The organism is Bacillus niameyensis (assembly GCF_001375535.1).
In the GTDB taxonomy this organism is placed as follows: domain Bacteria; phylum Bacillota; class Bacilli; order Bacillales; family Bacillaceae_C; genus Lederbergia; species Lederbergia niameyensis.
On record NZ_LN831197.1, the window covers coordinates 321,190 to 345,577 of the forward strand.

General features: G+C 37.6%; 20 protein-coding genes and 1 other annotated feature. Of the genes, 17 read left to right on the forward strand and 3 right to left on the reverse strand.

The window, feature by feature from the left end; all coding sequences use genetic code 11:
• Positions 1-67 precede the first annotated feature (67 nt).
• The 3 genes from BN1243_RS01595 (at position 68) to clpX (ending at position 3,980) form a co-directional block, all read left to right on the forward strand.
• A complete protein-coding gene (locus BN1243_RS01595; protein WP_062104534.1) occupies positions 68-1,072 on the forward strand; it encodes a tetratricopeptide repeat protein in 1,005 nt (334 codons plus the stop codon).
• Positions 1,073-1,220: 148 nt separating this feature from the next.
• Positions 1,221-2,510 carry a trigger factor gene (gene tig / locus BN1243_RS01600; protein WP_062104535.1) on the forward strand — a complete coding sequence of 430 codons (1,290 nt, stop codon included), beginning with the start codon at positions 1,221-1,223 and terminating at the stop codon, positions 2,508-2,510.
• A 204-nt stretch (positions 2,511-2,714) separates the two neighbouring features.
• Positions 2,715-3,980, forward strand: coding sequence for an ATP-dependent protease ATP-binding subunit ClpX (gene clpX / locus BN1243_RS01605; protein ID WP_062104536.1), 1,266 nt, complete (start codon positions 2,715-2,717; stop codon positions 3,978-3,980).
• On the opposite strand, the gene BN1243_RS22430 is transcribed toward clpX, so the two are convergent.
• A complete protein-coding gene (locus BN1243_RS22430; protein ID WP_230200076.1) occupies positions 3,977-4,282 on the reverse strand; it encodes a hypothetical protein in 306 nt (101 codons plus the stop codon). The genes clpX and BN1243_RS22430 overlap by 4 nt on opposite strands.
• Before the next feature lie 186 nt (positions 4,283-4,468).
• On the opposite strand from BN1243_RS22430, the gene lonB reads away from it, so the two are divergent.
• The 3 genes from lonB to yihA all read left to right on the forward strand — a co-directional run bounded on the left by lonB (position 4,469) and on the right by yihA (position 9,244).
• Positions 4,469-6,130, forward strand: coding sequence for an ATP-dependent protease LonB (lonB, locus tag BN1243_RS01610; RefSeq protein WP_062104537.1), 1,662 nt, complete (start codon positions 4,469-4,471; stop codon positions 6,128-6,130).
• A 211-nt stretch (positions 6,131-6,341) separates the two neighbouring features.
• A complete protein-coding gene (lon, locus tag BN1243_RS01615) occupies positions 6,342-8,666 on the forward strand; it encodes an endopeptidase La (RefSeq protein WP_062104538.1) in 2,325 nt (774 codons plus the stop codon).
• Positions 8,663-9,244, forward strand: coding sequence for a ribosome biogenesis GTP-binding protein YihA/YsxC (gene yihA / locus BN1243_RS01620; protein WP_062104539.1), 582 nt, complete (start codon positions 8,663-8,665; stop codon positions 9,242-9,244). Before lon ends, yihA begins: the two co-directional genes overlap by 4 nt.
• Before the next feature lie 46 nt (positions 9,245-9,290).
• On the opposite strand, the gene BN1243_RS01625 is transcribed toward yihA, so the two are convergent.
• Complete coding sequence (locus BN1243_RS01625; RefSeq protein ID WP_062104540.1) at positions 9,291-9,776, reverse strand: LiaI-LiaF-like domain-containing protein; 486 nt, start codon at positions 9,774-9,776, stop codon at positions 9,291-9,293.
• A gap of 172 nt (positions 9,777-9,948) precedes the next feature.
• Here BN1243_RS01625 and hemA point away from each other — a divergent pair, with 172 nt between their 5' ends.
• From hemA to ysxE, 8 genes are all read left to right on the forward strand, one after another.
• Positions 9,949-11,289, forward strand: a complete 1,341-nt coding sequence (gene hemA / locus BN1243_RS01630; RefSeq protein WP_062104541.1) for a glutamyl-tRNA reductase — start codon at positions 9,949-9,951, stop codon at positions 11,287-11,289.
• Positions 11,290-11,301: 12 nt separating this feature from the next.
• Positions 11,302-12,129, forward strand: coding sequence for a cytochrome c biogenesis protein (gene ccsA, locus BN1243_RS01635; protein ID WP_062104542.1), 828 nt, complete (start codon positions 11,302-11,304; stop codon positions 12,127-12,129).
• Between the two features lie 22 nt (positions 12,130-12,151).
• The gene (hemC, locus tag BN1243_RS01640) at positions 12,152-13,084 is read left to right on the forward strand and encodes a hydroxymethylbilane synthase (protein ID WP_062104543.1); all 933 of its coding nucleotides are present in this window, start codon (positions 12,152-12,154) and stop codon (positions 13,082-13,084) included.
• Positions 13,081-13,887, forward strand: coding sequence for a uroporphyrinogen-III synthase (locus BN1243_RS01645; RefSeq protein ID WP_062104544.1), 807 nt, complete (start codon positions 13,081-13,083; stop codon positions 13,885-13,887). The genes hemC and BN1243_RS01645 overlap by 4 nt, the downstream gene beginning before the upstream one ends.
• Positions 13,884-14,870, forward strand: coding sequence for a porphobilinogen synthase (hemB, locus tag BN1243_RS01650; RefSeq protein ID WP_062104545.1), 987 nt, complete (start codon positions 13,884-13,886; stop codon positions 14,868-14,870). Before BN1243_RS01645 ends, hemB begins: the two co-directional genes overlap by 4 nt.
• 17 nt (positions 14,871-14,887) lie before the next feature.
• Positions 14,888-16,177 carry a glutamate-1-semialdehyde 2,1-aminomutase gene (gene hemL, locus BN1243_RS01655; protein ID WP_062104546.1) on the forward strand — a complete coding sequence of 430 codons (1,290 nt, stop codon included), beginning with the start codon at positions 14,888-14,890 and terminating at the stop codon, positions 16,175-16,177.
• A gap of 130 nt (positions 16,178-16,307) precedes the next feature.
• Positions 16,308-17,486 carry a stage VI sporulation protein D gene (spoVID, locus tag BN1243_RS01660; protein WP_062104547.1) on the forward strand — a complete coding sequence of 393 codons (1,179 nt, stop codon included), beginning with the start codon at positions 16,308-16,310 and terminating at the stop codon, positions 17,484-17,486.
• A 45-nt stretch (positions 17,487-17,531) separates the two neighbouring features.
• A complete protein-coding gene (gene ysxE / locus BN1243_RS01665) occupies positions 17,532-18,566 on the forward strand; it encodes a spore coat protein YsxE (RefSeq protein WP_062104548.1) in 1,035 nt (344 codons plus the stop codon).
• Between the two features lie 370 nt (positions 18,567-18,936).
• On the opposite strand, the gene BN1243_RS01670 is transcribed toward ysxE, so the two are convergent.
• The gene (locus BN1243_RS01670) at positions 18,937-19,128 is read right to left on the reverse strand and encodes a hypothetical protein (protein WP_062104549.1); all 192 of its coding nucleotides are present in this window, start codon (positions 19,126-19,128) and stop codon (positions 18,937-18,939) included.
• A 139-nt stretch (positions 19,129-19,267) separates the two neighbouring features.
• Positions 19,268-19,508, forward strand: a binding site (T-box leader).
• Between the two features lie 42 nt (positions 19,509-19,550).
• Here BN1243_RS01670 and BN1243_RS01675 point away from each other — a divergent pair.
• From BN1243_RS01675 to BN1243_RS01685, 3 genes are all read left to right on the forward strand, one after another.
• A complete protein-coding gene (locus BN1243_RS01675; protein ID WP_062104550.1) occupies positions 19,551-22,196 on the forward strand; it encodes a valine--tRNA ligase in 2,646 nt (881 codons plus the stop codon).
• A gap of 72 nt (positions 22,197-22,268) precedes the next feature.
• Complete coding sequence (locus tag BN1243_RS01680) at positions 22,269-23,606, forward strand: bifunctional folylpolyglutamate synthase/dihydrofolate synthase (RefSeq protein WP_154669785.1); 1,338 nt, start codon at positions 22,269-22,271, stop codon at positions 23,604-23,606.
• A gap of 35 nt (positions 23,607-23,641) precedes the next feature.
• Positions 23,642-24,385 carry a prepilin peptidase gene (locus tag BN1243_RS01685; protein WP_062104552.1) on the forward strand — a complete coding sequence of 248 codons (744 nt, stop codon included), beginning with the start codon at positions 23,642-23,644 and terminating at the stop codon, positions 24,383-24,385.
• The last annotated feature ends 3 nt before the right edge of the window (positions 24,386-24,388 follow it).

Genomic DNA, 24,388 nt, shown 5'->3' on the forward strand with positions numbered 1-24,388 from the left:
CTATTTGTCATCTATAATCTCTTTTGGTACACTATTTTTTAAACTTGAACGATGGGCGGTTCTAATTATGGGAAGAGAGCATGGAGAGCGGGTGACCGGTAAAATCATACCTTTTCCAAAATTGAAACAAAGGTATTTTGAAAAGGGCTTAGCTTGTATGGATGAACATAATTTTAAAGAGGCAGTTATGTTATTAAAATCTGCTAGAGACTTGGATCCACAAGATCCGCAAATAGTAGCTGCTTATTTGGCAGCCTTATATGAGAATGGAGATTATGATGAGTCCAAACAAGTTGCTGAAGAACTACTTTATTCTGGAACTGGGCATTACTATGATATTCTTGATATTTATTTAATGATTTTGATTCAATTAAATGAATTTGATCAAGTTGTGAATACGTTGGAACCATTATTTGAAGAAAATGAAGTTCCACCAGAAAAGGCAGAGCATTTTTTAACTCTCCTGCAGTTAAGTAAAAAAGCTACGGCTAATCGAACGACGATTGATGAGTCAAAAATTGATTACGTGTTTGACAAAAAGCTAGGGCTTCATGAACAATTGTTGCAGCTTGGTACACTTACCGATAAAAACATTCGTCCATATTTACATTCGTTAATAGACTTGCTTTCTGACGATCATCTCCATCCAATATTAAAAACTGTTATTCTAAATGTCATGCGTGAAAATCAAATAGAGCAACAAATAGTAGTAAAGAAGTTAAACAGACAAGGAACATTCACGCCCGCCAATCTTTTATTAGTACAGGACATGCCACTTTTTAAAGATATGATGAATATATTGGAGAAGGATTTAGGAGATCATAATCCAACTTTATTTAATCAAATTAGTGAAATGACGAACCGGCATGCATTTATTTTATATCCATTCGAAGCTTCTCCGGAAATTCCCAATGTTTGGGCAGCAGCATATCGGGGAATGGGATATGAAATGTATGGAGAAGATTGGGAAAAAGAAGCTGTTGCGGAAAATTATGGAATTACTATGGATGAATTGGAAATAGCATTGGCTTTTATTGTACAATTGGAGCAAATTTCATCAACTATTGTATAGTTTCAATAGTTGAAAGGTAAGTAACCTGTGTTATAATGTAATGGTTATGCAAGGATTTTGTATCCGAAGTGTATATTACATACTTGAGCAAAAAAACCGCTCAATCTATAGCGGGAAACTGAAGTATATATAGTTGGAGGTATTAGTTATGTCAGCAAAATGGGAAAAACTAGAGGGAAATCAAGGTGTCCTGACAGTAGAAGTAAATGTTGAAACTGTTAATGAAGGATTAAATAAAGCCTTTCAAAAGGTTTCAAAACAAGTGAATATTCCTGGTTTCCGTAAAGGGAAAATCCCTCGTCCATTGTTTGAAAAACGTTTTGGAGTAGAAAGCTTATTCCAAGAGGCTCTTGATTTCATTCTGCCAGATGCCTATGCAAAAGCAGTTGATGAAGCAGGAATCGTTCCTGTAGATCGTCCTGAAATTGATATTGAGCAAATGGAAAAAGGGAAAGAATTGATCTTTAAAGCAACTGTTACAGTGAAGCCAGAAGTGAAACTTGGTGAATACAAAGGTCTTGAAGTTGAAAAGCTAGATGATACTGTTACAGACGAAGATGTTAATGAAGAAATAAAAACTCTTCAAGAACGACAAGCAGAACTAGTTGTCAAAGAAGATGGCGAAGTTGAAAATGGCGATACTGTTGTCATTGATTTCGAAGGATTTGTTGATGGTGAAGCATTTGAAGGTGGAAAATCGGAGAACTATTCACTTGAAATTGGATCGAATTCCTTCATTCCAGGATTTGAGGAACAATTAATCGGTGCGAAATCTGGTGAAGAGAAAGACATCGAAGTTGCATTCCCAGATGAATATCATGCTGAGGAATTGGCAGGAAAACCAGCTGTTTTCAAAGTGAAAATTCATGAAATTAAAGCAAAAGAACTTCCAGAATTAGATGATGAATTTGCTAAAGATGTTGATGATAAAGTTGAAACTCTTGAAGAATTAAAAACATCTATTAAAGATCGTTTAACAGAGAGTAAAAAGAATGAAGCAGACCAAAAACTAAGAAATGACCTTGTTGAAAAAGCAGCTGCAAATGCAGAAATCGATCTTCCAGAAATTATGGTTGACAATGAAATAGATCGTATGATGCAAGAATTTGAGCAACGCTTGCAAATGCAAGGAATGAACTTAGAACTATACTTCCAATTCTCTGGTCAAGATGAAGCTGCACTTCGTGAACAAATGAAAACTGACGGTGAACAGCGCGTTAGAACATCCCTTACTCTTGAAGCTATTGCAAAAGCTGAAAATTTAGAAGCAGATGAAGAAGCTGTTGATGAAGAAATTAAAAAAATGGCTGAAATGTATAAAATGGATGTTGAAGAAGTGAAAAACATTATGGCAGCAAATATGGATGGATTAAAAGCTGATTTAAAACTTCAAAAAGCAGTTGAATTTCTTGTTGAAAACAGCAAAACTGGTGCATAATAAGTAACAACACTCACATAAGATATAAGACTCAAGTTAAAACAAGGCACGGTTACTTCGTGCCTTGTTTTATCCAAATGAATACATAATAGTGACACCGAGATTAAAAAATGGTTATTGCTTTCTCAAGTATGTTACAATGCAATACATAGTTATTGCGCATTGTTATTGATGCTCTTCTAGCTTATTAAAGGGGTGAACATAATGTTTAAATTTAACGAGGAAAAGGGGCAACTCAAATGTTCTTTTTGTGGGAAAACACAAGAACAAGTTCGTAAGTTAGTTGCTGGTCCTGGTGTATATATATGTGATGAATGTATAGAGCTTTGTACAGAAATTGTTGAAGAAGAACTTGGTACTGAAGAAGAAGTAGAATTTAAGGATGTACCAAAGCCAAAAGAAATACGGGAAATTCTTGATGAGTACGTTATTGGTCAAGACCAAGCGAAAAAGTCACTTGCTGTAGCAGTGTACAATCATTACAAGCGAATTAATACAAACAGTAAAATTGACGATGTAGAATTAGCAAAAAGTAACATTTGTCTAATTGGTCCTACAGGAAGTGGAAAAACCCTACTTGCACAGACGTTAGCTAGAATTTTAAATGTTCCATTTGCGATTGCTGACGCAACATCTTTAACTGAGGCAGGTTATGTAGGGGAAGATGTAGAAAATATTTTGCTTAAACTGATTCAATCTGCTGATTATGATGTGGAGAAAGCCGAACGTGGCATCATTTATATTGATGAAATAGATAAAATTGCCAGAAAGTCGGAAAACCCTTCCATTACAAGAGATGTATCAGGAGAAGGGGTCCAACAAGCCTTGCTTAAAATTTTAGAAGGCTCTGTAGCAAGTGTCCCTCCTCAAGGTGGACGTAAACATCCACATCAGGAATTTATTCAGATTGATACAACAAACATCCTGTTTATTTGTGGCGGTGCTTTTGATGGAGTAGAGCAAATCATTAAGCGCCGATTGGGTCAAAAAGTAATCGGATTTGGTTCTGATGTAAAACCAGAAGAAATTGAAGATAAGGGATTACTAACGAAAGTTCTTCCTGAAGATTTGCTTCGTTTTGGTCTTATTCCAGAATTTATCGGTCGATTGCCGGTCATTGCAAGTCTTGAGCAACTTGACGAAGATGCTTTGATTGAAATTTTGACCAAACCAAAAAATGCTTTAGTCAAACAATATACAAAAATGTTAGAAATCGATGATGTCGAATTAGAATTTGAAGAAGATGCACTTCACGAAATTGCTAAGAAAGCGATCGAGAGAAAAACAGGTGCACGCGGACTCCGTTCGATTATTGAAACGATTATGCTTGATGTTATGTTTGATTTGCCGTCCCGTGAAGATATTAAAAAATGTATCATTACGAAAGAAGCTGTTCTTTACGATAACCCACCAAAACTTGTACTAGAAGACGGTACTATTATTAAGGGGACAGAAAGAACATCTGCTTAATAAGAAAAGCGAAAGCGCCCGTTTAGCGACGTAGAAACTTTAAGGGAAGGATGAATGGCTAAAGACGCGCCGTCCTGGCGCAACGCCATTCTGACCAACGTCCTGTTGGCCTGAGATAAAGGAAACACGAAGAGTCCGGCAGGACGAATCGATGTTGACTTATCGTAGGAAGGAGCGTAGAAGTTTCCTAGTCGCTGGGCGCTGTAGCTAGACAAAGAAAAGCGAAAGCGCCCGTTCAGTGACGTAGAAACTTTAAGGTAAGGATGAATGGCTAAAGACGCGCCGTCCTGGCGCAACGCCATTCTGACAGGAAATTTGTGAGTAGTCGCACGGCTTGCATAAAAAGGCTAGGTTTTCCTTTTGGGGATCCTAGTCTTTTTTTGTTTCAATAATAATATATAAGAGACACAAAAATGGTGGTTTATTACCTTTCAGTGACGGAGATACTATGATTAGCGAACGAAGGTCTTCGGGAGGGGTAATTAATTATGAATTGGACAGTAATAGCATTAATGATTCAACTATTTTTTGGTATTGTCATTGGACTTTATTTTTTTAATCTATTAATGAATCAACGTTCTCAGAAAGTAACCATTGACAAAGAATCAAAAAAAGAAATGGAACAGCTTCGGAAAATGAGAGGGATTCGCTTAACGGAGCCATTAGCTGAAAGGGTAAGACCTGCGAGCTTTTCCGACATTGTTGGTCAGGAAGATGGAATTAAAGCTTTAAAGGCGGCGCTTTGTGGTCCTAATCCACAGCATGTGATCATATATGGACCACCGGGAGTTGGAAAAACAGCTGCAGCAAGGTTAGTTCTTGAAGAAGCGAAAAGAAATCAACGCTCCCCATTCCAGTCTGATTCTGTTTTTGTGGAATTAGATGCAACGACAGCAAGATTTGATGAAAGGGGAATTGCTGATCCGCTTATAGGATCTGTTCATGACCCTATTTATCAAGGTGCTGGTGCGATGGGGCAAGCTGGAATTCCTCAACCAAAACCAGGTGCTGTTTCTAATGCACACGGTGGTGTACTTTTCATTGATGAAATTGGGGAATTACACCCGATTCAAATGAATAAATTATTAAAAGTTTTAGAAGATCGTAAAGTATTTTTTGAGAGTGCTTATTATAGCTCGGAAAACTCACAAATTCCGGCTCATATTCACGATATTTTCAAACGTGGTTTACCTGCGGATTTTCGAATGATTGGTGCAACAACAAGGACACCGAATGAGATTCCGCCTGCGATCCGTTCTCGCTGTCTAGAAGTATTTTTTAAGGAATTAGAGAAAGATGAAATTGAAATAGTGGGTAAAAAAGCAGTTGATAAAATCCAGTTTTCTATCAGTGATAACGGTCTATCGATTTTATCTTCCTATGCAAGAAATGGCCGTGAAGCGGTTAATATGATTCAAACTGCCGCTGGTCTAGCTATTACAGAAAACAGAAGCTATGTTGAAGATAATGATATTGAATGGGTTATTAGGTCAAGCCAACTTGTTCCACGGCACGAAAAAATGATTCATGATAAATCAAAGCCAGGAGTTGTAAATGGATTAGCAGTAACTGGACCGAATAGTGGGATGCTATTAGATATTGAAGTGATAGTTCTCCCAGCAGACAAGGGCTCAATCCAAATCACAGGTATCATTGAGGAAGAAAGCATTAATGGTCAAGGGAAATCGGTGAAAAGGAAAAGTATGGCGAAAGGGTCTGCGGAGAACGTCATTACAGTATTAAAAACAATGGGCGTTCCAGCCAGCCAATATGATATTCATGTCAATTTTCCAGGTGGAATTCCAGCCGATGGTCCTTCAGCTGGAGTAGCAGTGGCCGTAGGGATTTATTCTGCTATTTATAAAATACCTATTTATCATACTGTAGCAATGACAGGAGAAATTGGTATTCATGGTGATGTTAAGCCTGTCGGAGGTGTATACACTAAAGTAAAAGCTGCAAGAAATGCAGGAGCAAAAACGGTTCTTATACCTAGTGAGAACATGCAATCGAATTTAAAAGAGATTGAAGATATACAGGTCATTCCAATTAAGCGTTTAGAAGAGGCGCTAGAGGTAGCCCTCGTGAGAAGTCAGAGTCATGATATTATACTCCCTGGATTTCCAGAACAAAGTAAAAAAAGTGTTTAGACTATTTTTTAAGATAAGTCCTGTTTCTCGACAGCCTCTATTAAGTAAGATAAAATGAAAAAAGTTAATAATAAGCAACATGTTTTATTTAGTTAGCGCCCCAATAAGGCGCTTTCGCTTTTCATTGTCTAACTACGGTAATTAGAAGCAGTGGCCAAATTCGCTTTATGTAACTATGTCGTAGTTAACGTCAAATGGAGGTAGGAATTTTATGAAGAAAAAAACAGAGCCATTGGTACCATTATTACCACTTAGGGGGATGCTCGTTTTCCCAACAATGGTGCTTCATTTAGATGTCGGTAGGGAGCGCTCCATACAAGCATTGGAACAGGCGATGATGAATGATCATTTAGTATTTCTAACAACACAAAAAGATGTTTCCGTTGAAATGCCTAGTGAAAATGATCTCTATGAAATGGGGACTTTAACTAAGGTTAATCAAATGCTGAAACTTCCTAATGGTACAATTCGAGTACTTGTTGAAGGAATAAGTCGAGCAAAGATGAAAAGCTTTGTTGACCAGGGGTTATATTTCGCCACAAGCCTTGAAATATTTGAAGACGATATCGAGCAAGACGTTGAAATTGAGGCGTTAATGCGCACGATGCTAGAATACTTTGAGCAGTATATTAAGCTCTCAAAGAAAATATCTGCTGAGACTTTTGCTACAGTTGCCGATATTGAAGAGCCAGGCAGAATGGCTGATCTAATAGTGTCTCATTTGCCGATGAAAATACAAGATAAACAGGCCATTCTCGAATTGGTAGATGTTAAAGCACGCCTTGGCAAGGTCATTAAAATTATTCATAACGAAAGAGAAGTGCTTAATCTAGAGCGTAAAATTGGTCAAAGAGTTAAACAGTCAATGGATCGTACTCAAAAAGAATATTTCTTACGGGAACAAATGAAGGCTATTCAAAAGGAATTGGGCGACAGTGAAGGCAAGACAGGGGAAGTTTCTGACCTAGCGCAAAAAATTGAGGATGCGCAAATGCCAGATCATGTTAAAAAAGCTGCATTTAAGGAATTAAATCGTTATGAAAAAGTACCTTCTACATCTGCAGAAAGTTCGGTTATCCGAAGTTATATTGATTGGCTTATATCACTACCTTGGAAAAAGTCAACGAAAGATGATTTGAACATTCATAAAGCAGAGAAAATATTAGAGCGGGATCATTATGCACTTGATAAAGTAAAAGAGCGCGTGCTTGAGTATTTAGCAGTTCAGCAGCTTACGAAATCATTACGGAGCCCGATCCTATGTCTTGTTGGACCACCAGGAGTTGGAAAGACCAGCCTTGCTAGGTCAATCGCAACATCAATGGGAAGAAATTTTGTTCGTATTTCTCTTGGGGGTGTAAGAGACGAGTCAGAAATCCGAGGACACCGCAGGACCTACGTAGGGGCAATGCCTGGGAGAATTATTCAAGGAATGAAAAAAGCAGGAACGATTAATCCTGTATTTTTACTTGATGAGATCGATAAGATGTCCAATGATTTCCGTGGGGACCCATCATCAGCAATGCTAGAAGTATTAGATCCTGCACAAAACAGTTCGTTTAGTGATCATTATATTGAAGAGACTTACGATCTTTCGAAGGTTATGTTTTTAGCGACGGCAAATGATTTAGCATCTATTCCAGGGCCATTACGGGATCGTATGGAGATTATAACGATTGCAGGCTATACGGAAATAGAAAAAATTCATATTGCGAAGGATCATTTACTACCAAGGCAAATTATTGAACATGGCTTGACGAAAAGCCAATTACAAATGAGAGATGAAGCCATTAAGATGCTTGTTCGCTATTATACTCGTGAAGCGGGTGTGCGCGAGTTGGAAAGACAATTGGCGTCAATTTGTCGAAAGGCAGCAAAAATTATAGTTTCTGGTGAAAGAAAAAGGGTCGTTGTAACCGAAAGCTACTTAGAAGACCTAATTGGAAAGAAAAAGTATAGCTATGGACAGGCCGAATTAGAAGATCAAGTCGGAGTGGCAACCGGATTAGCTTATACAACGGTCGGCGGGGATACTTTGCAAATAGAGGTTTCTTTATCACCTGGAAGTGGAAAACTCATTTTAACAGGTAAATTGGGAGATGTGATGAAGGAATCGGCTCAGGCTGCTTTTAGTTATGTCCGCTCGAAAGCAGAGGAACTTCAACTAGATAAAAACTTCCATGAATCATGTGACATTCATATTCATGTTCCTGAAGGAGCTGTACCGAAGGATGGCCCATCAGCAGGGATTACTATAGCAACGGCTCTAGTATCTGCATTAACAGGACGTGCCATCCGAAAAGAGGTCGGAATGACTGGAGAAATTACATTACGAGGTCGAGTTTTAGCTATTGGGGGCTTAAAGGAAAAATCATTAAGTGCTCACCGCGCAGGACTAACGACAATTATTTTACCAAAAGAAAATGAAAAGGATATTGAAGATATCCCTGAAAGTGTTCGTCAAGATCTAACATTTGTACCGGTTTCCCATATGGACAAAGTTCTTGCAACTGCACTTGTGGAGGAATCAAAATGAAAGTAAATAATGCTGAACTAGTTATTAGTGCTGTAAAACCAGAGCAATACCCGAGTGAAAATCTCCCGGAGTTTGCATTAGCAGGAAGATCCAATGTTGGAAAATCATCATTTATTAATAAAATGATTAATAGAAAAAGTTTAGCCAGAACTTCTTCTAAGCCGGGAAAAACTCAAACTTTAAACTTCTATAAAATTGAGGAATCATTATATTTTGTTGATGTCCCAGGATATGGGTTTGCAAAAGTTTCCAAAAAGGAACGTGAAGCATGGGGGAATATGATCGAAACTTATTTTACGACTCGAAAAGAGCTCTGTGCTGTTCTGTTAATTGTCGATCTTCGCCACCCCCCAACTAAAGACGATGTCTTAATGTATGACTTTTTGAAAGCTTATCAATTACGTTGCCTTGTCGTCGCCACAAAAGCTGATAAAATTCCTAAAGGAAAATGGGAAAGACATCGACAAATAGCGATTCAAACACTTGACTTAGAACAAAATGATGATTTAATTGTCTTTTCATCGGAAACTGGTGAGGGAAAAGATAAAATGTGGAAAATATTAAGTAGTTGGATGTAAAAAGAGGCTTCCGTATTCTTCGGAAGCCTCTTCCGTAATTAGACTCTTATTTTCTTTTTGCAATAAGTAGGTATACCCCCGCGACAATTAGCAAATAGGGCCATCCCTTTTCTATTATGGAAAGGTTATTTATGTAATGGGCAGACCAACTTTGTATTTTATCTAAAAATAACAATAGGATGGATGACACTAGGAAAAGGATTCCTTGAAATAGACCATTTCCGGTTTTGATATTTTTAAGTAATAGGCCGACAGCGATTAATAATAAAAAAATACCAATATAATTCGGCCACACTTCTAAACGATTAGCAACGTGGAAATGAAATCCTATTCCTGTTAAAATAACTCCTGGCAGTATCATTTCATATTCTTTGCCTAAATATCCATTTATTAAAAAGCCCAATCCAATAATGACTAGCAAGGTCGGCCATGTGTAAAAGTTGTCAAATGGGGAAAGCTGATATTGTTGTAAAAGAAAATAGCCACCAAATCCTAAAGCAACAGTTCCTGAAAAATAAGATGTTTTATTCAAGAGAGTATACACCTACCACGTTTTTAAAGTTCTACATATAAATCATCGGAATTTATTCTTATTTACTAAATATAGCACAGGTTTCAACATCTGTTCACATCTTATTAGAATTCTTCTAATTTAGAGTGGTATAATGGATAAGAGCAATTAATTCTGGAGGTGCCCTTTTAAAATGCACATCATAGTTGTCGGATTAAATTACAAGACGGCTCCAGTAGAGATTAGGGAACGCTTGGCCTTTGCAGAAGATACTTTACCCTCTGCAATGGTAACCTTAAATCATAAAAAGAGTATTCTTGAAAATGTTATTGTATCGACATGTAATCGAACAGAAGTTTATGCAGTTGTTGATCAAGTGCATACAGGTCGTTATTATATAAAGGAATTTTTATCTGAATGGTTTCAAATGGATCCGTCGGAGTTTGCAAACCACTTGTATATTCACGAAAAAGAGGCTGCGACTCAACATCTTTTTCAAGTGACATGTGGTTTGAATTCCATGGTTCTTGGAGAAACGCAAATTTTGGGACAAGTAAGAACTAGCTTTTTACTTGCACAAGAAAATGGTACAACAGGTACTGTTTTTAATTATTTGATGAAACAAGCTATAACATTGGCAAAACGAGCTCATTCAGAAACGGATATAGGTGCAAATGCGGTGTCTGTTAGTTATGCGGCAGTGGAATTAGCTAAGAAAATATTTGGGCAGTTAAATGACAAGCGTATTCTCGTTATCGGTGCGGGAAAAATGGGTGAGCTTGCCATTAAAAATCTTTATGCAAATGGAGCTAACAAAGTTACGGTTATTAATCGGACTCTGGAAAAAGCACAGTCTCTTGCAAATCAATTTCAAGGATCTGCTAAATCGCTAGCAGAGCTCCAATGTGCCATAATGGATTCAGATATTGTGATTAGTTCAACAGGTTCACGTGGTTACGTGATTGAGAAAGATATGTTAAGCGATATGGGGAAAATGCGTAGGGGAAAACCGTTGTTTCTATTAGATATTGCTGTCCCAAGAGACCTTGATCCTGCTATAGCAAATTTAGACAATGCCTTTTTATATGATATTGATGATCTAGAAGGTATTGTTGAAGCTAACATGGCTGAGCGAAAGTTGGCTGCTGATCGGATTATGGAAATGATTGGTGAGGAACTCGTAACCTTTAGAGAGTGGCTTAATACTCTTGGAGTTGTCCCAGTTATTACAGCTTTAAGAGAAAAAGCTCTTACGGTACAAGCGGAAACAATGAAAAGTATTGAACGAAAGTTACCGAATCTGTCTGATAGAGAGAAAAAGGTTTTAAATAAGCATACGAAGAGCATTATTAATCAACTATTAAAAGAACCCATTCTTCAAGTGAAAGATATGGCTAGTGAGCCGCATGCTGCAGAAAAGATCGCCCTTTTTAAAAAAATATTTGATTTGGAAGAAGGAGATTTTGAAAAAAGCGGATTTACAATAGCTGAAAAAGAAATGCCCAAACAATCCTCACCGCTTTTTCAATCTTAAGAGGATAAAAATATGTTGGATATGCTAATGGTGAGATTGCCGGAATTAATTATTGTCATTTATGCGATCTCGATCTTATGCTATTTTATTGATTTTATTGGTGAAAATCGGAAGGTTAATCGGCTTGCCTTCCGACTACTTTCAATTGTTTGGGTACTTCAAACAATTTTTTTGTTTTTCTATATGTATAAAACAGGAAGGTTTCCGATCTTAACGTTATTTGAGGGCTTATATTTTTATTCTTGGGTGTTAATCTCTCTATCCCTTGCGATCCATAAGATTTTAAACGTTGATTTCACTATATTTTTTACCAATTTGATAGGTTTTACCATAATGGCTATTCATGCCTTTGCACCGGGACAAGTTCCTGCTATGGCCGATCAGTTAATTTCGGAATTACTATTTATTCATATTACGATGGCAATCCTATCGTATGGAGCATTTTCATTGTCATTTGTTTTTTCAAGTCTATATTTATTACAATATAGACTATTAAAAGAAAAAAAATGGCAGAAAAATGTTTGGCGTTTAAGTGATTTAGCGAAACTTGAAAAGCTATCATTTATATTAAACACTATTGGTGTCCCGATGTTATTGTTAAGTTTGATTCTTGGTCTACAATGGGCATTTATCAAACTCCCATTCTTTCACTGGAATGATCCCAAAATTATTGGATCTTTTCTTTTGATTATTATTTATAGCTTAATTCTTTTTATGCGAATCAAAAAGGGATTATATGGAAAACAATTGGCTATCTGGAATTCAGCCGCATTTTTAATATTATTAATTAATTTCTTTTTGACTAGCCGTTTATCTACTTTTCACATTTGGTTTGAATAAAACTTTTTCAGGAGGCGTGAAATTGAGGAAAATTATCATTGGTTCAAGAAGAAGTAAGTTAGCATTAACACAAACAAATTGGGTGAAAGAACAACTTGAAAAACTAGGCACACCTTTTGAATTTGAAATTAAAGAAATTGTTACGAAAGGCGATCGTATTCTCGATGTAACACTATCTAAAGTAGGCGGAAAAGGGTTGTTTGTAAAAGAAATCGAACAGGCATTACTGGACAAGGAAATAGATATGGCTGTTCATAGTATGAAAGATATGCCTGCAGAACTACCAGAAGGACTTATGATAGGAAGCATTCCAGAGAGAGAAGATTACCGGGATGTCTTAATTTCAAAAGATAATGTTCCATTAAAAGAGTTACCAGCGGGCGCTATTATTGGAACGAGTAGTCTAAGAAGAAGTGCACAAATTCTTGCACAAAGACCTGATCTTGAAATAAAGTGGATACGCGGCAATATTGAAACGCGGTTAAACAAATTAAAAAATGAAGAGTACGATGCTATTATTTTAGCGGCAGCAGGTATAAAAAGGATGGGCTGGGAAGAATCCATTGTTACAGAGTATTTAGAGCCAGATGCCTGCTTGCCAGCGATTGGTCAAGGTGCGCTAGGGATCGAATGTAGAACAGATGATTTGGAGTTACTAGAGCATTTAGCTAATTTGACATCAGAAAAATCAGCCCGAGCTGTTGAGGCGGAGAGGGTCTTTTTAAATAAAATGGAAGGCAGTTGCCAAGTTCCGATTGCAGGATTAGCTAAAATTACGGATGGTAATCAAATTCAATTAACGGCACTTGTTGCTTCACCTGATGGAAAAATAATCTACAAAGAGACAATAACTGGGGGCGAACCATCCGCAGTAGGTGAAGAGGCTTCTCAAAAATTAAGTGCAATGGGGGCCAAAGCGTTAATTGATCAAGTAAGGGAAGAATTGAATCAATGAATCCGTTAAGGCCATTAGAGGGCCGTCATGTTTTAATAACTAGAGGAGGAGATCAGGGGAACAAATTCTGCCTTGATGTCGCATCAAGAGGAGGCATTCCTCATATCGTTCCTTTAATTGATTTTCGTGCACATATTGATTCAAATGCTGATTATTTTATCCACAACATAAGCCAGTATGATTGGATTGTTTTTACGAGTAAAAATGGTGTTCACTATTTTTTTGAACAAATAAACAATCGAATTGATCGAAATGACTTATTAAATGTGCAATATGCTGTAGTGGGGGAAAAAACTAGGGAAGCTCTTAATGGATATCAAATTTCTTCTAAATTCATGCCCAATGTTTATACAGCAGAAGAATTTGCTAATGAGTTTTTTGAACATGACTTCTCTCCAAAGAAAGTGTTAATCCCAAAAGGAAATTTAGCGAGTACAACCGTCGCTGATAGCTTTCGTAAAAGAAGTATAATTGCTGATGAGTGGATTGTGTATGAGACTTTTTATCCGGAAAATGAGAGGAATCGGCTTGTCCAATTATTGAGGGAAGACATACTTGATGTAGTCGCTTTTACTAGTCCATCAACTTTTCATCACTTTATGCAAATTGTACACGAGTATCAACTATCTGAGCATTCACAGAAACTGATGTATGCGTCAATCGGTACAGTTACAAAAAGGGCTATTGAAAAGGAAAGCTACAATGTAAAAATTTGCCCGCGGAATTTTACTTTAGATGACCTTTTTCAAGAGATCTGTCATTATTTTCTAAAGCTGCAAAAGGAAAGGAAAGAAAAAATATGAATTCCATCCATTTTAAGCGCCACCGTCGACTACGAAGCTCTGCTAATTTAAGGGCGATGGTGCGGGAAACTCATCTTCGACCCGAAGATTTTATTTATCCTTTATTCATTGTAGAGGGCGAAAAACAAAAAAATGAAGTAGCATCAATGCCTGGGGTATTTCATCTTTCATTGGATCTTTTAAAGGCAGAATTAGATGAAATTGTAGCTCTTGGAATCAAATCCATCATTCTTTTTGGCGTGCCAAATGAAAAGGATGCATGCGGAACAGGTGCATACCATGATCACGGAATTGTTCAAGAAGCTACCCGTGAAGTGAAAAAGCATTATCCTGAATTACTAGTTGTTGCAGATACTTGTTTGTGTGAATATACGGATCATGGTCATTGTGGCTTAGTTGAAAATGAGAAAGTATTAAATGACGAGAGTTTGGAATTGCTAGTGAAAACTGCGGTGAGTCAGGCTAAGGCAGGTGCAGATATTATTGCACCATCTAATATGATGGATGGATTCGTAACAGCGATTCGCAAAGGCCTTGATGAAGCTGGATTTGAAGAAATTCCAATCATGTCGTATGCAGTTAAATATTCATCTGCTTTTTATGGACCGTTCCGTGATGCGGCAAATAGCGCTCCCCAATTTGGGGATAGAAAGACATACCAGATGGATCCTGCGAATCGTCTAGAGGCTCTCCGTGAAGCTGAGTCTGATTTGGAAGAAGGTGCGGACTTTCTAATAGTTAAACCCGCGCTCTCCTATTTGGATATTATTAGAGACGTGAAAAATCAATATAATGTACCCATTGTGGCTTACAATGTAAGTGGTGAATATTCCTTAATAAAAGCGGCTGCTCTTAATGGCTGGGTAGATGAACGGGCTATTACGATGGAAATGTTAACAAGTATAAAGCGAGCAGGTGCAGATATTATTATTACCTATTTTGCTAAAGATGTATCCCGATGGTTAAAAGAGTCGAATATTTAATAAGGGTGGTCAGTTGAATGCGTACTTATGAAAAATCGAAGCAAGCATTTGAAAAAGCTGTTCAATTAATGCCTGGTGGTGTAAATAGTCCAGTTCGTGCCTTTAAATCTGTTGATATGGATCCTATTTTTATGGCTAAAGGGAAAGGCTCCAAAATTCAAGATATTGATGGTAATGAATATATTGATTATGTTTTGTCATGGGGCCCGTTAATTCTAGGTCATGCTAATGAGCGAGTAGTGGAAGCTATAAAAGAGGCAACCGAATCTGGTACAAGTTTTGGTGCTCCTACGCTTATGGAAAATAAACTAGCCGAACTTGTGATTGACCGTGTTCCCTCCATTGAGATTGTGAGAATGGTATCTTCAGGTACAGAGGCGACAATGAGTGCACTTAGACTTGCTCGAGGCTATACAGGGCGTAATAAAATTTTAAAATTTGAAGGATGCTACCATGGACATGGCGATTCGCTGTTAATTAAGGCAGGTTCTGGTGTAGCTACACTTGGTCTTCCAGACAGTCCTGGAGTTCCAGAAGGGATAGCTAAAAACACGATTACAGTCCCATATAATGATTTGGACGGTGTTCGCTATGCTTTTGAAAGGTTTGGAGAGGATATCGCAGGCGTGATTGTTGAACCTGTTGCGGGAAACATGGGTGTCGTTCCTCCACGTAATGGATTCTTAGAAGGATTAAGAGAGATTACAACTGAGTATGGTGCTCTGCTTATTTTCGATGAAGTAATGACTGGTTTTCGGGTAGGCTATAACTGTGCGCAAGGGTATTTCGGTGTTACTCCCGACTTAACATGCCTTGGGAAAGTCATTGGTGGAGGTTTACCTGTAGGCGCTTATGGCGGAAAGGCTGAAATTATGGAGCGAATTGCTCCTAGTGGCCCTATTTATCAAGCGGGTACTCTATCTGGAAATCCTCTTGCCATGACAGCTGGTTATGAAACATTAAGTCAATTAACACCTGAGACTTATGACGAGTTTATTAGGAAAGCTGATTTACTAGAAGTTGGACTTGAGGAAGCTGCTAAAAAATATAATATTCCGCATACGATTAATCGAGCTGGCTCGATGATTGGAATTTTCTTTACGAATGAAGATGTTTATAATTATGATAAAGCTAGAACTTCTGATCTGAAATTGTTTGGCTCTTATTATAAAGAGATGGCAAATCGCGGTGTATTTTTGCCTCCTTCTCAGTTTGAAGGATTATTTTTGTCCACAGCTCATACCGAAGAGGATATTGAAAGAACTATTCAAGCTGCAACCGAAACATTTAAGATGATAAAAAGTTAATAAAAAATGTCCGATGCGAGAAGTAGTTTAATTAGAACTACTTCTCTTTTTTTTTTCATAAATATAACAATAAGCTCATACGCTGTAATTGACCGACATTTTTTCATTGGAACGAAAGGAGGAAATCATCTTGCCCGAACGCCGACAAACATCGCTTAAATTCCCTTTGGAGGAGACAATCTGGTTTGAAAACGGACAGGAAGTAGGGGATCTAGTTTCTATTTCTTTGGATCCCGAGATTTCCATATTAGATGAAGATGAGTTTGTTGTTTTAAAAGGAACTCTTGATTTACGCGGGGAATATTATCAATCTTCAGAGAGCGATACGGTTGAAGATGCTCTAAGCGGAACGCCTGTACAAGGTGTGGAACCGAGAGCTGATGGAATTAGCGAGTTTTCTCATCGGTTTCCCGTTGATATTACAATTCCGAAAAGGAGAATCGAGACTACGGATGAAATAGAAATAGAAATTCATTCATTTGATTATGTTTTAACCGAAAATAACAGATTACAAGTACTTGCAGAGGTAAGTATTCACGGAATTTATGAAGAGTTTGAAGATGCTGAAATGGAGATTCCGGAGAATGATATTGATCTCGGTAAAGAAGAAGTAGACCGCACGGACAACGTGCATAATGAAGAATCGTATGAAGAAGAAACGATTGTACGTGATGATGCGTTAGAGCTAAATGTGGAAGAAGATCCTGATGATAGAGAAGAAGTGAAGATTGCTTTATTTGAACAAAAGGATCTAAGTATTGTGGAACAGGAATCTGAAGATGAAACAGTAGAGGAAGATTTATTTGAACCGTTTCATGTGGAGGCAAGAGCTCTCCCAGAAGAGGAAAAAGAAGAGAATGAAACACAGGGACAATCATTTGCATTTATCCCACAACTTCCGAAAGTCACGATGGAACCAGAAAGACTTGAACAAGATGAACCAAATTATAAAAGTGTTGAATCATCTTCCTATATGGAAATGTATAATGATGAATCCTCCTCACTTCAATATGAATCAAGTAGTAGTCTGGTGAAAATGGAGGAAGAACCAAAAAAGAAGAAAAAGAAAGACAAATATGAATCGATTTCTTTTGCTGACTTCTTTGCTCGAAAGGAAGAAGAGACAACAAGCAAGATGCGAATTTGCTTAGTCCAGCAAGGGGATTCAATTCAATCATTGGCAGATAAGTATGAGTTAAGCGTACAACAAATTCTCCGCGCAAATCGATTAGATGCTAGTCATGAAGTCTACGAAGGGCAGGTTTTGTACATTCCTGCTAAACCAGTGAGAGTCCTAAGGAAAGAATAAGTGTTTTTATTCAACTAGGAGTCTCTTATGAACGGGTGATTAGGAATGGAGGGTTCGCTTCATAAAGAAGTTGATCAGTTGGCGGGACTGTATGGATTAAGTTTAGAGTATTTGGAAAAACATGGAAGAGTATATAAACTGTATACAAATAAGGGAGAATATGCACTAAAAAGAATGCCTGCTAAAAATGGTTTAGACTTTCTTCAGTACGTTCAACAGTTATACCAGCAAGGATATAATCGGATAGTGCCTATTTTCCCGACAATAGATGGCCGTTACGGTATTTTAGAAGGGCAATACCTTTATTATTTAATGCCTTGGCTGGAAAATAGAGAAAGAGAAGACCATATTCAAAGGCACCTTGATTTATTTCGCGAATTAGCACGCCTGCATACGTTGACTGTCCGCGATGTACCTGTAGATAAAGAAGAAAGAAAGGAGCATTATGATCAAACAACTTCTCGCTGGGAAACTGAACAAGAAACATTAGAGGAATTTGTCTCTAGATGTGAGAGGCAGGTATATATGTCTCCTTTCCAACTCTTTTTTTGTACGATTTACAGTGAAATATCAGGCAGTCATCGGTACGCTTTAAATAAATTGAAAGACTGGCATGAAGTAACGGAAGAGGATACAAAAGCACGTAGTGTTATCATTCATGGGAAATTATCCAATGAACATTTTCTATATGACGAAAAAGGCTTTGGTTATTTTACAAATTTTGAAGGAACTGGTTTTGCTTCGCCAATCCATGATTTACTTCCCTTTTTGGACCGAACATTTCTCACACATCCGAAGCAATTTGATCAAACCCTTGAATGGCTTGATGCTTATTTTCGCCATTTTCCATTCAAGGAAGAAGAAATGCACTTGTTTTTAAGTTATCTTGCTCATCCTGGGCCAATATATCGGATCGCGGAGAATTATTTCTCCGCTGGTACGGACAAAAGCGAAATCCAAATGGTTGGTCAATTGCAACGTCAATATTGGAGGATGAAAAATACAGAATATGTCGTGATGAAGCTTGAAGAAAGAGAGAGATTGAAGAAGGAGCAAAGTAATTCATCCCCTTCAGAATAATTACTGAAAGGGGATTATTTATCTAACTACAGTCGGCAGCGACTAGCGAACTTTCAGCTTCTTCCTACGTTAAGTCAACATCGGCTCGTCCCTCGCCGTGTTTCCTTTATCTCAGGCCAACAGGACTTTGGTCAGAACGGCGTTGCGCCAGGACGGCGCGTCTTTAGCCGTTCATCCTTAATCCAGAAAGTTTGTACGTCGCTAAACGGGCTCTTCAGCTTTTCATTGTCTAGCTTCAACGCCCAGCGACTATCAAACTTTCAGCTTCTTCCTACGATAAGTCAACATTGGCTCGTCCCTCGCCGTGTTTCCTTTATCTCGTCAGAAGCTTAGAAAGTTTGTACGTCGCTAAACGGGCTCTTCAGCTTTTCTATATCCACTCATAATGAAATCCAAGGGCAATTGCAATGAAAATGGCAAGTAATAATACATCGATTGTAGTAGGAAAAATAAAAGTTCGAATTGCTTGGAAAATACAAAAAGGGATGATTAGTTGTTTACATACGCCTTTAAAATTCCGTTTCCAATTTTGAAAGGTATGTTGATTAAATTTTCTTTTCATGTTCGACCCTCCATTTGTCATTGTCCTCTCGTATAAAATATGTGAAATTGGGCTAATCTGTGCCTATATTGATTCTTTAATTAAAATGATTGACATTAAGGTTGTTTATTCGCTACTATAAATAATAATAAAGACATGTTTAAATGCATTGACAGGGAAAGTACATTAGAAAATTGCTTTAAAGAGAGGGAAATCATTGGTGGGAGGTTTCCTAAGCAGAGCTAATGGAAAGTCACCCTTGAGCAGCTTTCGTGAAAATATTCAGTAGCGAAAAGCCGGTTTGAAGCCGTTATGAAGTTAAGTGCCGAACTCTACTATTGATTTGAATGTAGGTTCGTGTAAAAAGGTGGTACCGCGAATCAACTCCCTTCGTCCTTTTGACGGAGGGATTTTTTTATTTTTAGAAAACGGAGGGATTTTTAATGGAACACAATGAGACAACAATGTCCACCAAATACGATCCTCAAAGTATTGAACAGGGTAGATATGAATGGTGGCTTTCTGGGAAGTTTTTTGAAGCTGAAGGTAGCCCTAATAAAGAACCATATACGATCGTAATTCCGCCCCCAAATGTTACAGGTAAGCTTCATTTAGGTCATGCTTGGGATACGACATTACAAGATATTTTAACAAGAATGAAGAGAATGCAAGGCTTTGATGTTCTGTGGCTACCTGGAATGGACCATGCCGGGATTGCTACACAGGCGAAGGTAGAAGAAAAACTTCGTGAAGAAGGAAAAACCCGCTATAGTCTAGGTCGTGATAAATTCCTTGAAGAGACATGGAAATGGAAAGAGGAATATGCCACTTTTATCCGCAAGCAATGGGCTAAATTGGGACTTGGTTTAGATTACACGAAAGAACGATTTACTTTAGATGAAGGTTTGTCGAAAGCGGTTCGCGAGGTTTTTGTAACTTTGTATAATGAGGGGCTAATCTATCGTGGTGAGTATATCATTAACTGGGATCCTGCTACTAAAACAGCCTTATCAGATATCGAAGTAATCCATAAAGATGTTCAAGGTGCCTTTTATCATATGAATTATCCACTTTCAGATGGATCAGGATCTATAGAAATTGCTACGACAAGACCTGAGACTATGCTCGGCGATACAGCTGTTGCTGTCCATCCTGAAGATGAACGCTATCAACATTTGATTGGAAAAACAGTTATTTTACCTATCGTTGGACGGGAAATCCCAATTGTAGCCGATGATTACGTTGATATGGAATTTGGCTCAGGTGCTGTGAAAATTACACCAGCTCATGATCCAAATGACTTTGAAATTGGAAATCGCCATAATCTTGCACGAGTTCTTGTTATGAATGAAGATGGAACAATGAATGAAAACGCAGGAAAATATAAAGGTATGGATCGGTTTGATTGTCGTAAACAAATTGTGAAAGATTTGCAAGCAGAGGGGATCCTCTTTGAAATCGAAGATCACCTTCACTCAGTAGGACATTCTGAGCGGAGTGGCGCGGTAGTTGAACCTTATTTATCAACACAGTGGTTTGTAAAGATGAAACCACTTGCTGAAAAAGCAATTGAACTGCAAAAAGGTGAAGAGAAAGTTCATTTTGTCCCAGAGCGTTTTGAAAAAACGTATATGCATTGGATGGAAAATATTCATGATTGGTGTATATCGCGGCAATTATGGTGGGGCCATCGAATTCCAGCGTGGTACCATAAAGAAACAGGCGAGGTGTATGTTGGTCACGATGCCCCAACTGATCTTGAAAATTGGGAACAAGATCAAGATGTTCTTGATACTTGGTTTAGCTCTGCTTTATGGCCATTTTCGACAATGGGGTGGCCAGATGTAGAAGCTGAAGATTTCAAACGCTATTACCCAACTGATTGCTTAGTAACAGGGTATGATATTATATCTTTCTGGGTATCCAGAATGATTTTTCAAGCGAAAAAGTTTACCGATCAAAGACCATTTAAAGATGTTTTGATTCACGGATTAATAAGAGCAGAAGATGGACGGAAAATGAGTAAATCGCTTGGAAATGGGATCGATCCAATGGACGTGATTGACCAATATGGTGCAGATACACTCCGTTACTTCTTAGCAACTGGAAGTTCTCCAGGGCAGGACCTTCGTTTTAGTATGGAAAAAATCGAATCGGTTTGGAATTTTGCCAATAAAATTTGGAACGCATCTCGCTTTGCTTTAATGAATATGGATGGACTCACATATGAGGAAATTGATTTAAGCGGTGAAAAGTCTGTTGCGGATAAATGGATTTTAACTCGTTTAAATGAGACAATCGAGACTGTTACAAAGCTTGCTGAAAAGTATGAATTTGGTGAAGTGGGCAGGGCACTATATAACTTTATTTGGGATGATTTTTGTGACTGGTATATCGAAATGTCCAAACTTCCTTTATATGGTGATGATGAAAAAGCTAAAAAGACAACTCGTTCGATTTTGGCTTACGTATTGGATCAGACATTACGATTACTTCATCCATTTATGCCATTCATTACAGAAGAAATTTGGCAGCATCTTCCTCACGAAGGAGAATCCATTACCATTGCATCTTGGCCAAATGTAAATGAGCTATGGACCGATAATGAGGCGGCGAATGAGATGAAGCTCCTGACCGAAATTATTCGCTCGGTACGTACGATTAGAGCTGAAGTAAATACACCTATGAGTAAAAAGATAAAATTAATCTTAAAAGCAAAAGATGATCATGTACTAACCATTTTGCATAATAATCAACACTTTATTGAACGCTTCTGTAACCCTGAAGAATTGCACATGGCAACAGAGATTGAGACCCCTGAAAAGGCTATGTCAGCTGTTGTAACCGGAGTGGAACTGTTCCTGCCACTTGCTGATCTTATCAATATAGAAGAAGAGATAGCTCGGTTAGAAAAAGAATGGGAAAAGTGGAATAAAGAAGTAGAACGTGTTCAGAAAAAATTATCTAATGAACGTTTTGTTCAAAAAGCGCCTCAGGCTGTTGTTGATGAGGAAAGGTCTAAAGAACAGGATTATTTAGAAAAAAGACAAACTGTCGAAGAGCGAATGAAAGAATTAAAATCATATTAATCCATATGTCTGCCTAATAAGTTCAATTACTTATTAGGCAGGTAATGTTTTAATTGGATGGAGGGACAAACGTTGTTGCGTACATATGATGAGGCAATTGATTGGATCCATTCCCGTCTCAGGTTAGGAGTAAAACCAGGTTTAAAAAGGATGGAGTGGCTTCTATCGAAATTAGATAATCCTGAGCGACGATTAAAATCTATTCATGTCGGTGGAACGAATGGGAAAGGTTCTACTGTTACTTATCTGCGTTCTGTTCTTAATGCAGCTGGTTATCAGGTCGGTACGTTTACTTCTCCGTATATTGAGGAGTTTAACGAGAGAATAAGCATTAATGGAAAGCCGATTGATAACGAGGAGATTCTTTCTCTAGTAAATGTCATTAAACCCCTTTCGGATGAATTAGAAGGGACTGAGTTAGGGGCACCGACAGAATTTGAAGTCATTACAGCAATGGCTTTTTATTATTTTGGTGCTGTTCGTCACGTTGATTTTACAATATTTGAAGTTGGTCTTGGCGGAAGATTTGATTCGACTAACTGTATCACACCGCTCGCTTCCATAATTACCAATGTAGGTATGGATCATGTCCAAATTTTAGGATCTACGATTAAAGAGATTGCCTACCAAAAAGCCGGAATTATAAAAAAGGAAATTCCGATTTTTACAACATCGCAAAATGATGATGCTCTAACTGTTCTTCATGCTGAGGCGAACTTGCAAAATGCCCCTTTATACCGGTTAGGAAAGGACTTTTTTATTTCAGACTACCAACCGTTGACAGCAGGGGAACAATTCACATTTAGATTCGATGCAAGATTTCTAAAGAATTTACAAATTTCATTATTAGGAAAGCATCAAACTGAAAATGCCGCTGGTGCACTGGCTGTATTGTTGTATTTACAAGAAAAGGGTTTAATTCAACTAGAAGAAGATCAAATCTATTCAGGTTTAAAAGCTGCTTATTGGCCGGGTAGATTTGAATGTTTAAACAAGAATCCATTTATATTTATTGACGGTGCTCATAATGTTGAAGGTATGCAGGCATTTAAAACTGCAATGCAAACACATTTTCCGAATATGAAAATTACTATTGTCTTCGCTGCATTGAAAGACAAAGATTTGACTGAAATGTTCACGGTCTTAAACGAAATGAATGCTAATATATATTTAACTGAATTTGATTTTCCTAGAGCTGCAACAGCAACTGAATTGAAAGAAAAAAGTGGGAATAAAACGGTAGTAGCCGAGAGTAATTGGAAAAAATTAATGGAGCACTTAATTGTTTCTCAATTAAAAGAAGAAATTTTAGCCGTAACAGGGTCACTTTATTTTATATCTGAAGTAAAACCATATTTAATCAAACTCATTGACGAACAACAGGAGAATTCAACAAATGGATCAGATTAAAACAAGATGGGGAAAAGGCGGTCACTCTTTATAAGATGAAAATTATTATTTTCCTTTATGCGCTTTTATTCGGTTCATTCTATAATGTAGTTGGTCTTAGGGTACCAGAAAAAAAATCAATCGTAAAACCACGTTCATCCTGTCCAAGTTGCGGTCGCACTCTTACCATAATTGAATTAATTCCCGTTTTTTCTTATTTATTCCAGTTAGGTAAATGTAAAAACTGCAAAAAAAGCATAGCGCCGTTATATCCGATTATGGAGCTTTTGACAGCTTGTTTATTTGTTTTTGCCTATGCTTATTCAGGGTGGAGTTTTGAAACAGTTATTGCTTGGACACTGATTTCTCTTCTTGTCATCATTTCAATATCTGATATCGTCTATATGTTAATACCAAACAAAATTCTGCTTTTTTTTACTGCATTTTTTTTAATTGAACGTATCATCCAACCACTTAATCCTTGGTGGGATTCGCTAGTCGGTTCTTTAGTGGCGTTTATCTTACTGATGGCCATTGCTGTTATTTCGAAAGGTGGAATGGGAGGAGGAGATGTTAAATTATACGCAGTTCTTGGATTTGTCCTTGGTACGAAATTGGTCCTGCTCTCTTTCTTTATAGCCAATTTGATTGGAGCAATCATCGGTTTGCTTGGGATAGCTGTAGGAATCTTTACTAGAAAAAAACCGATTCCTTTTGGACCTTTTATTGCAATTGGAGCTCTTATAGCCTATTTCTTTCATGAATCTATTTTCTCTTGGTACCTCTCTTTCTTGAGATAATTT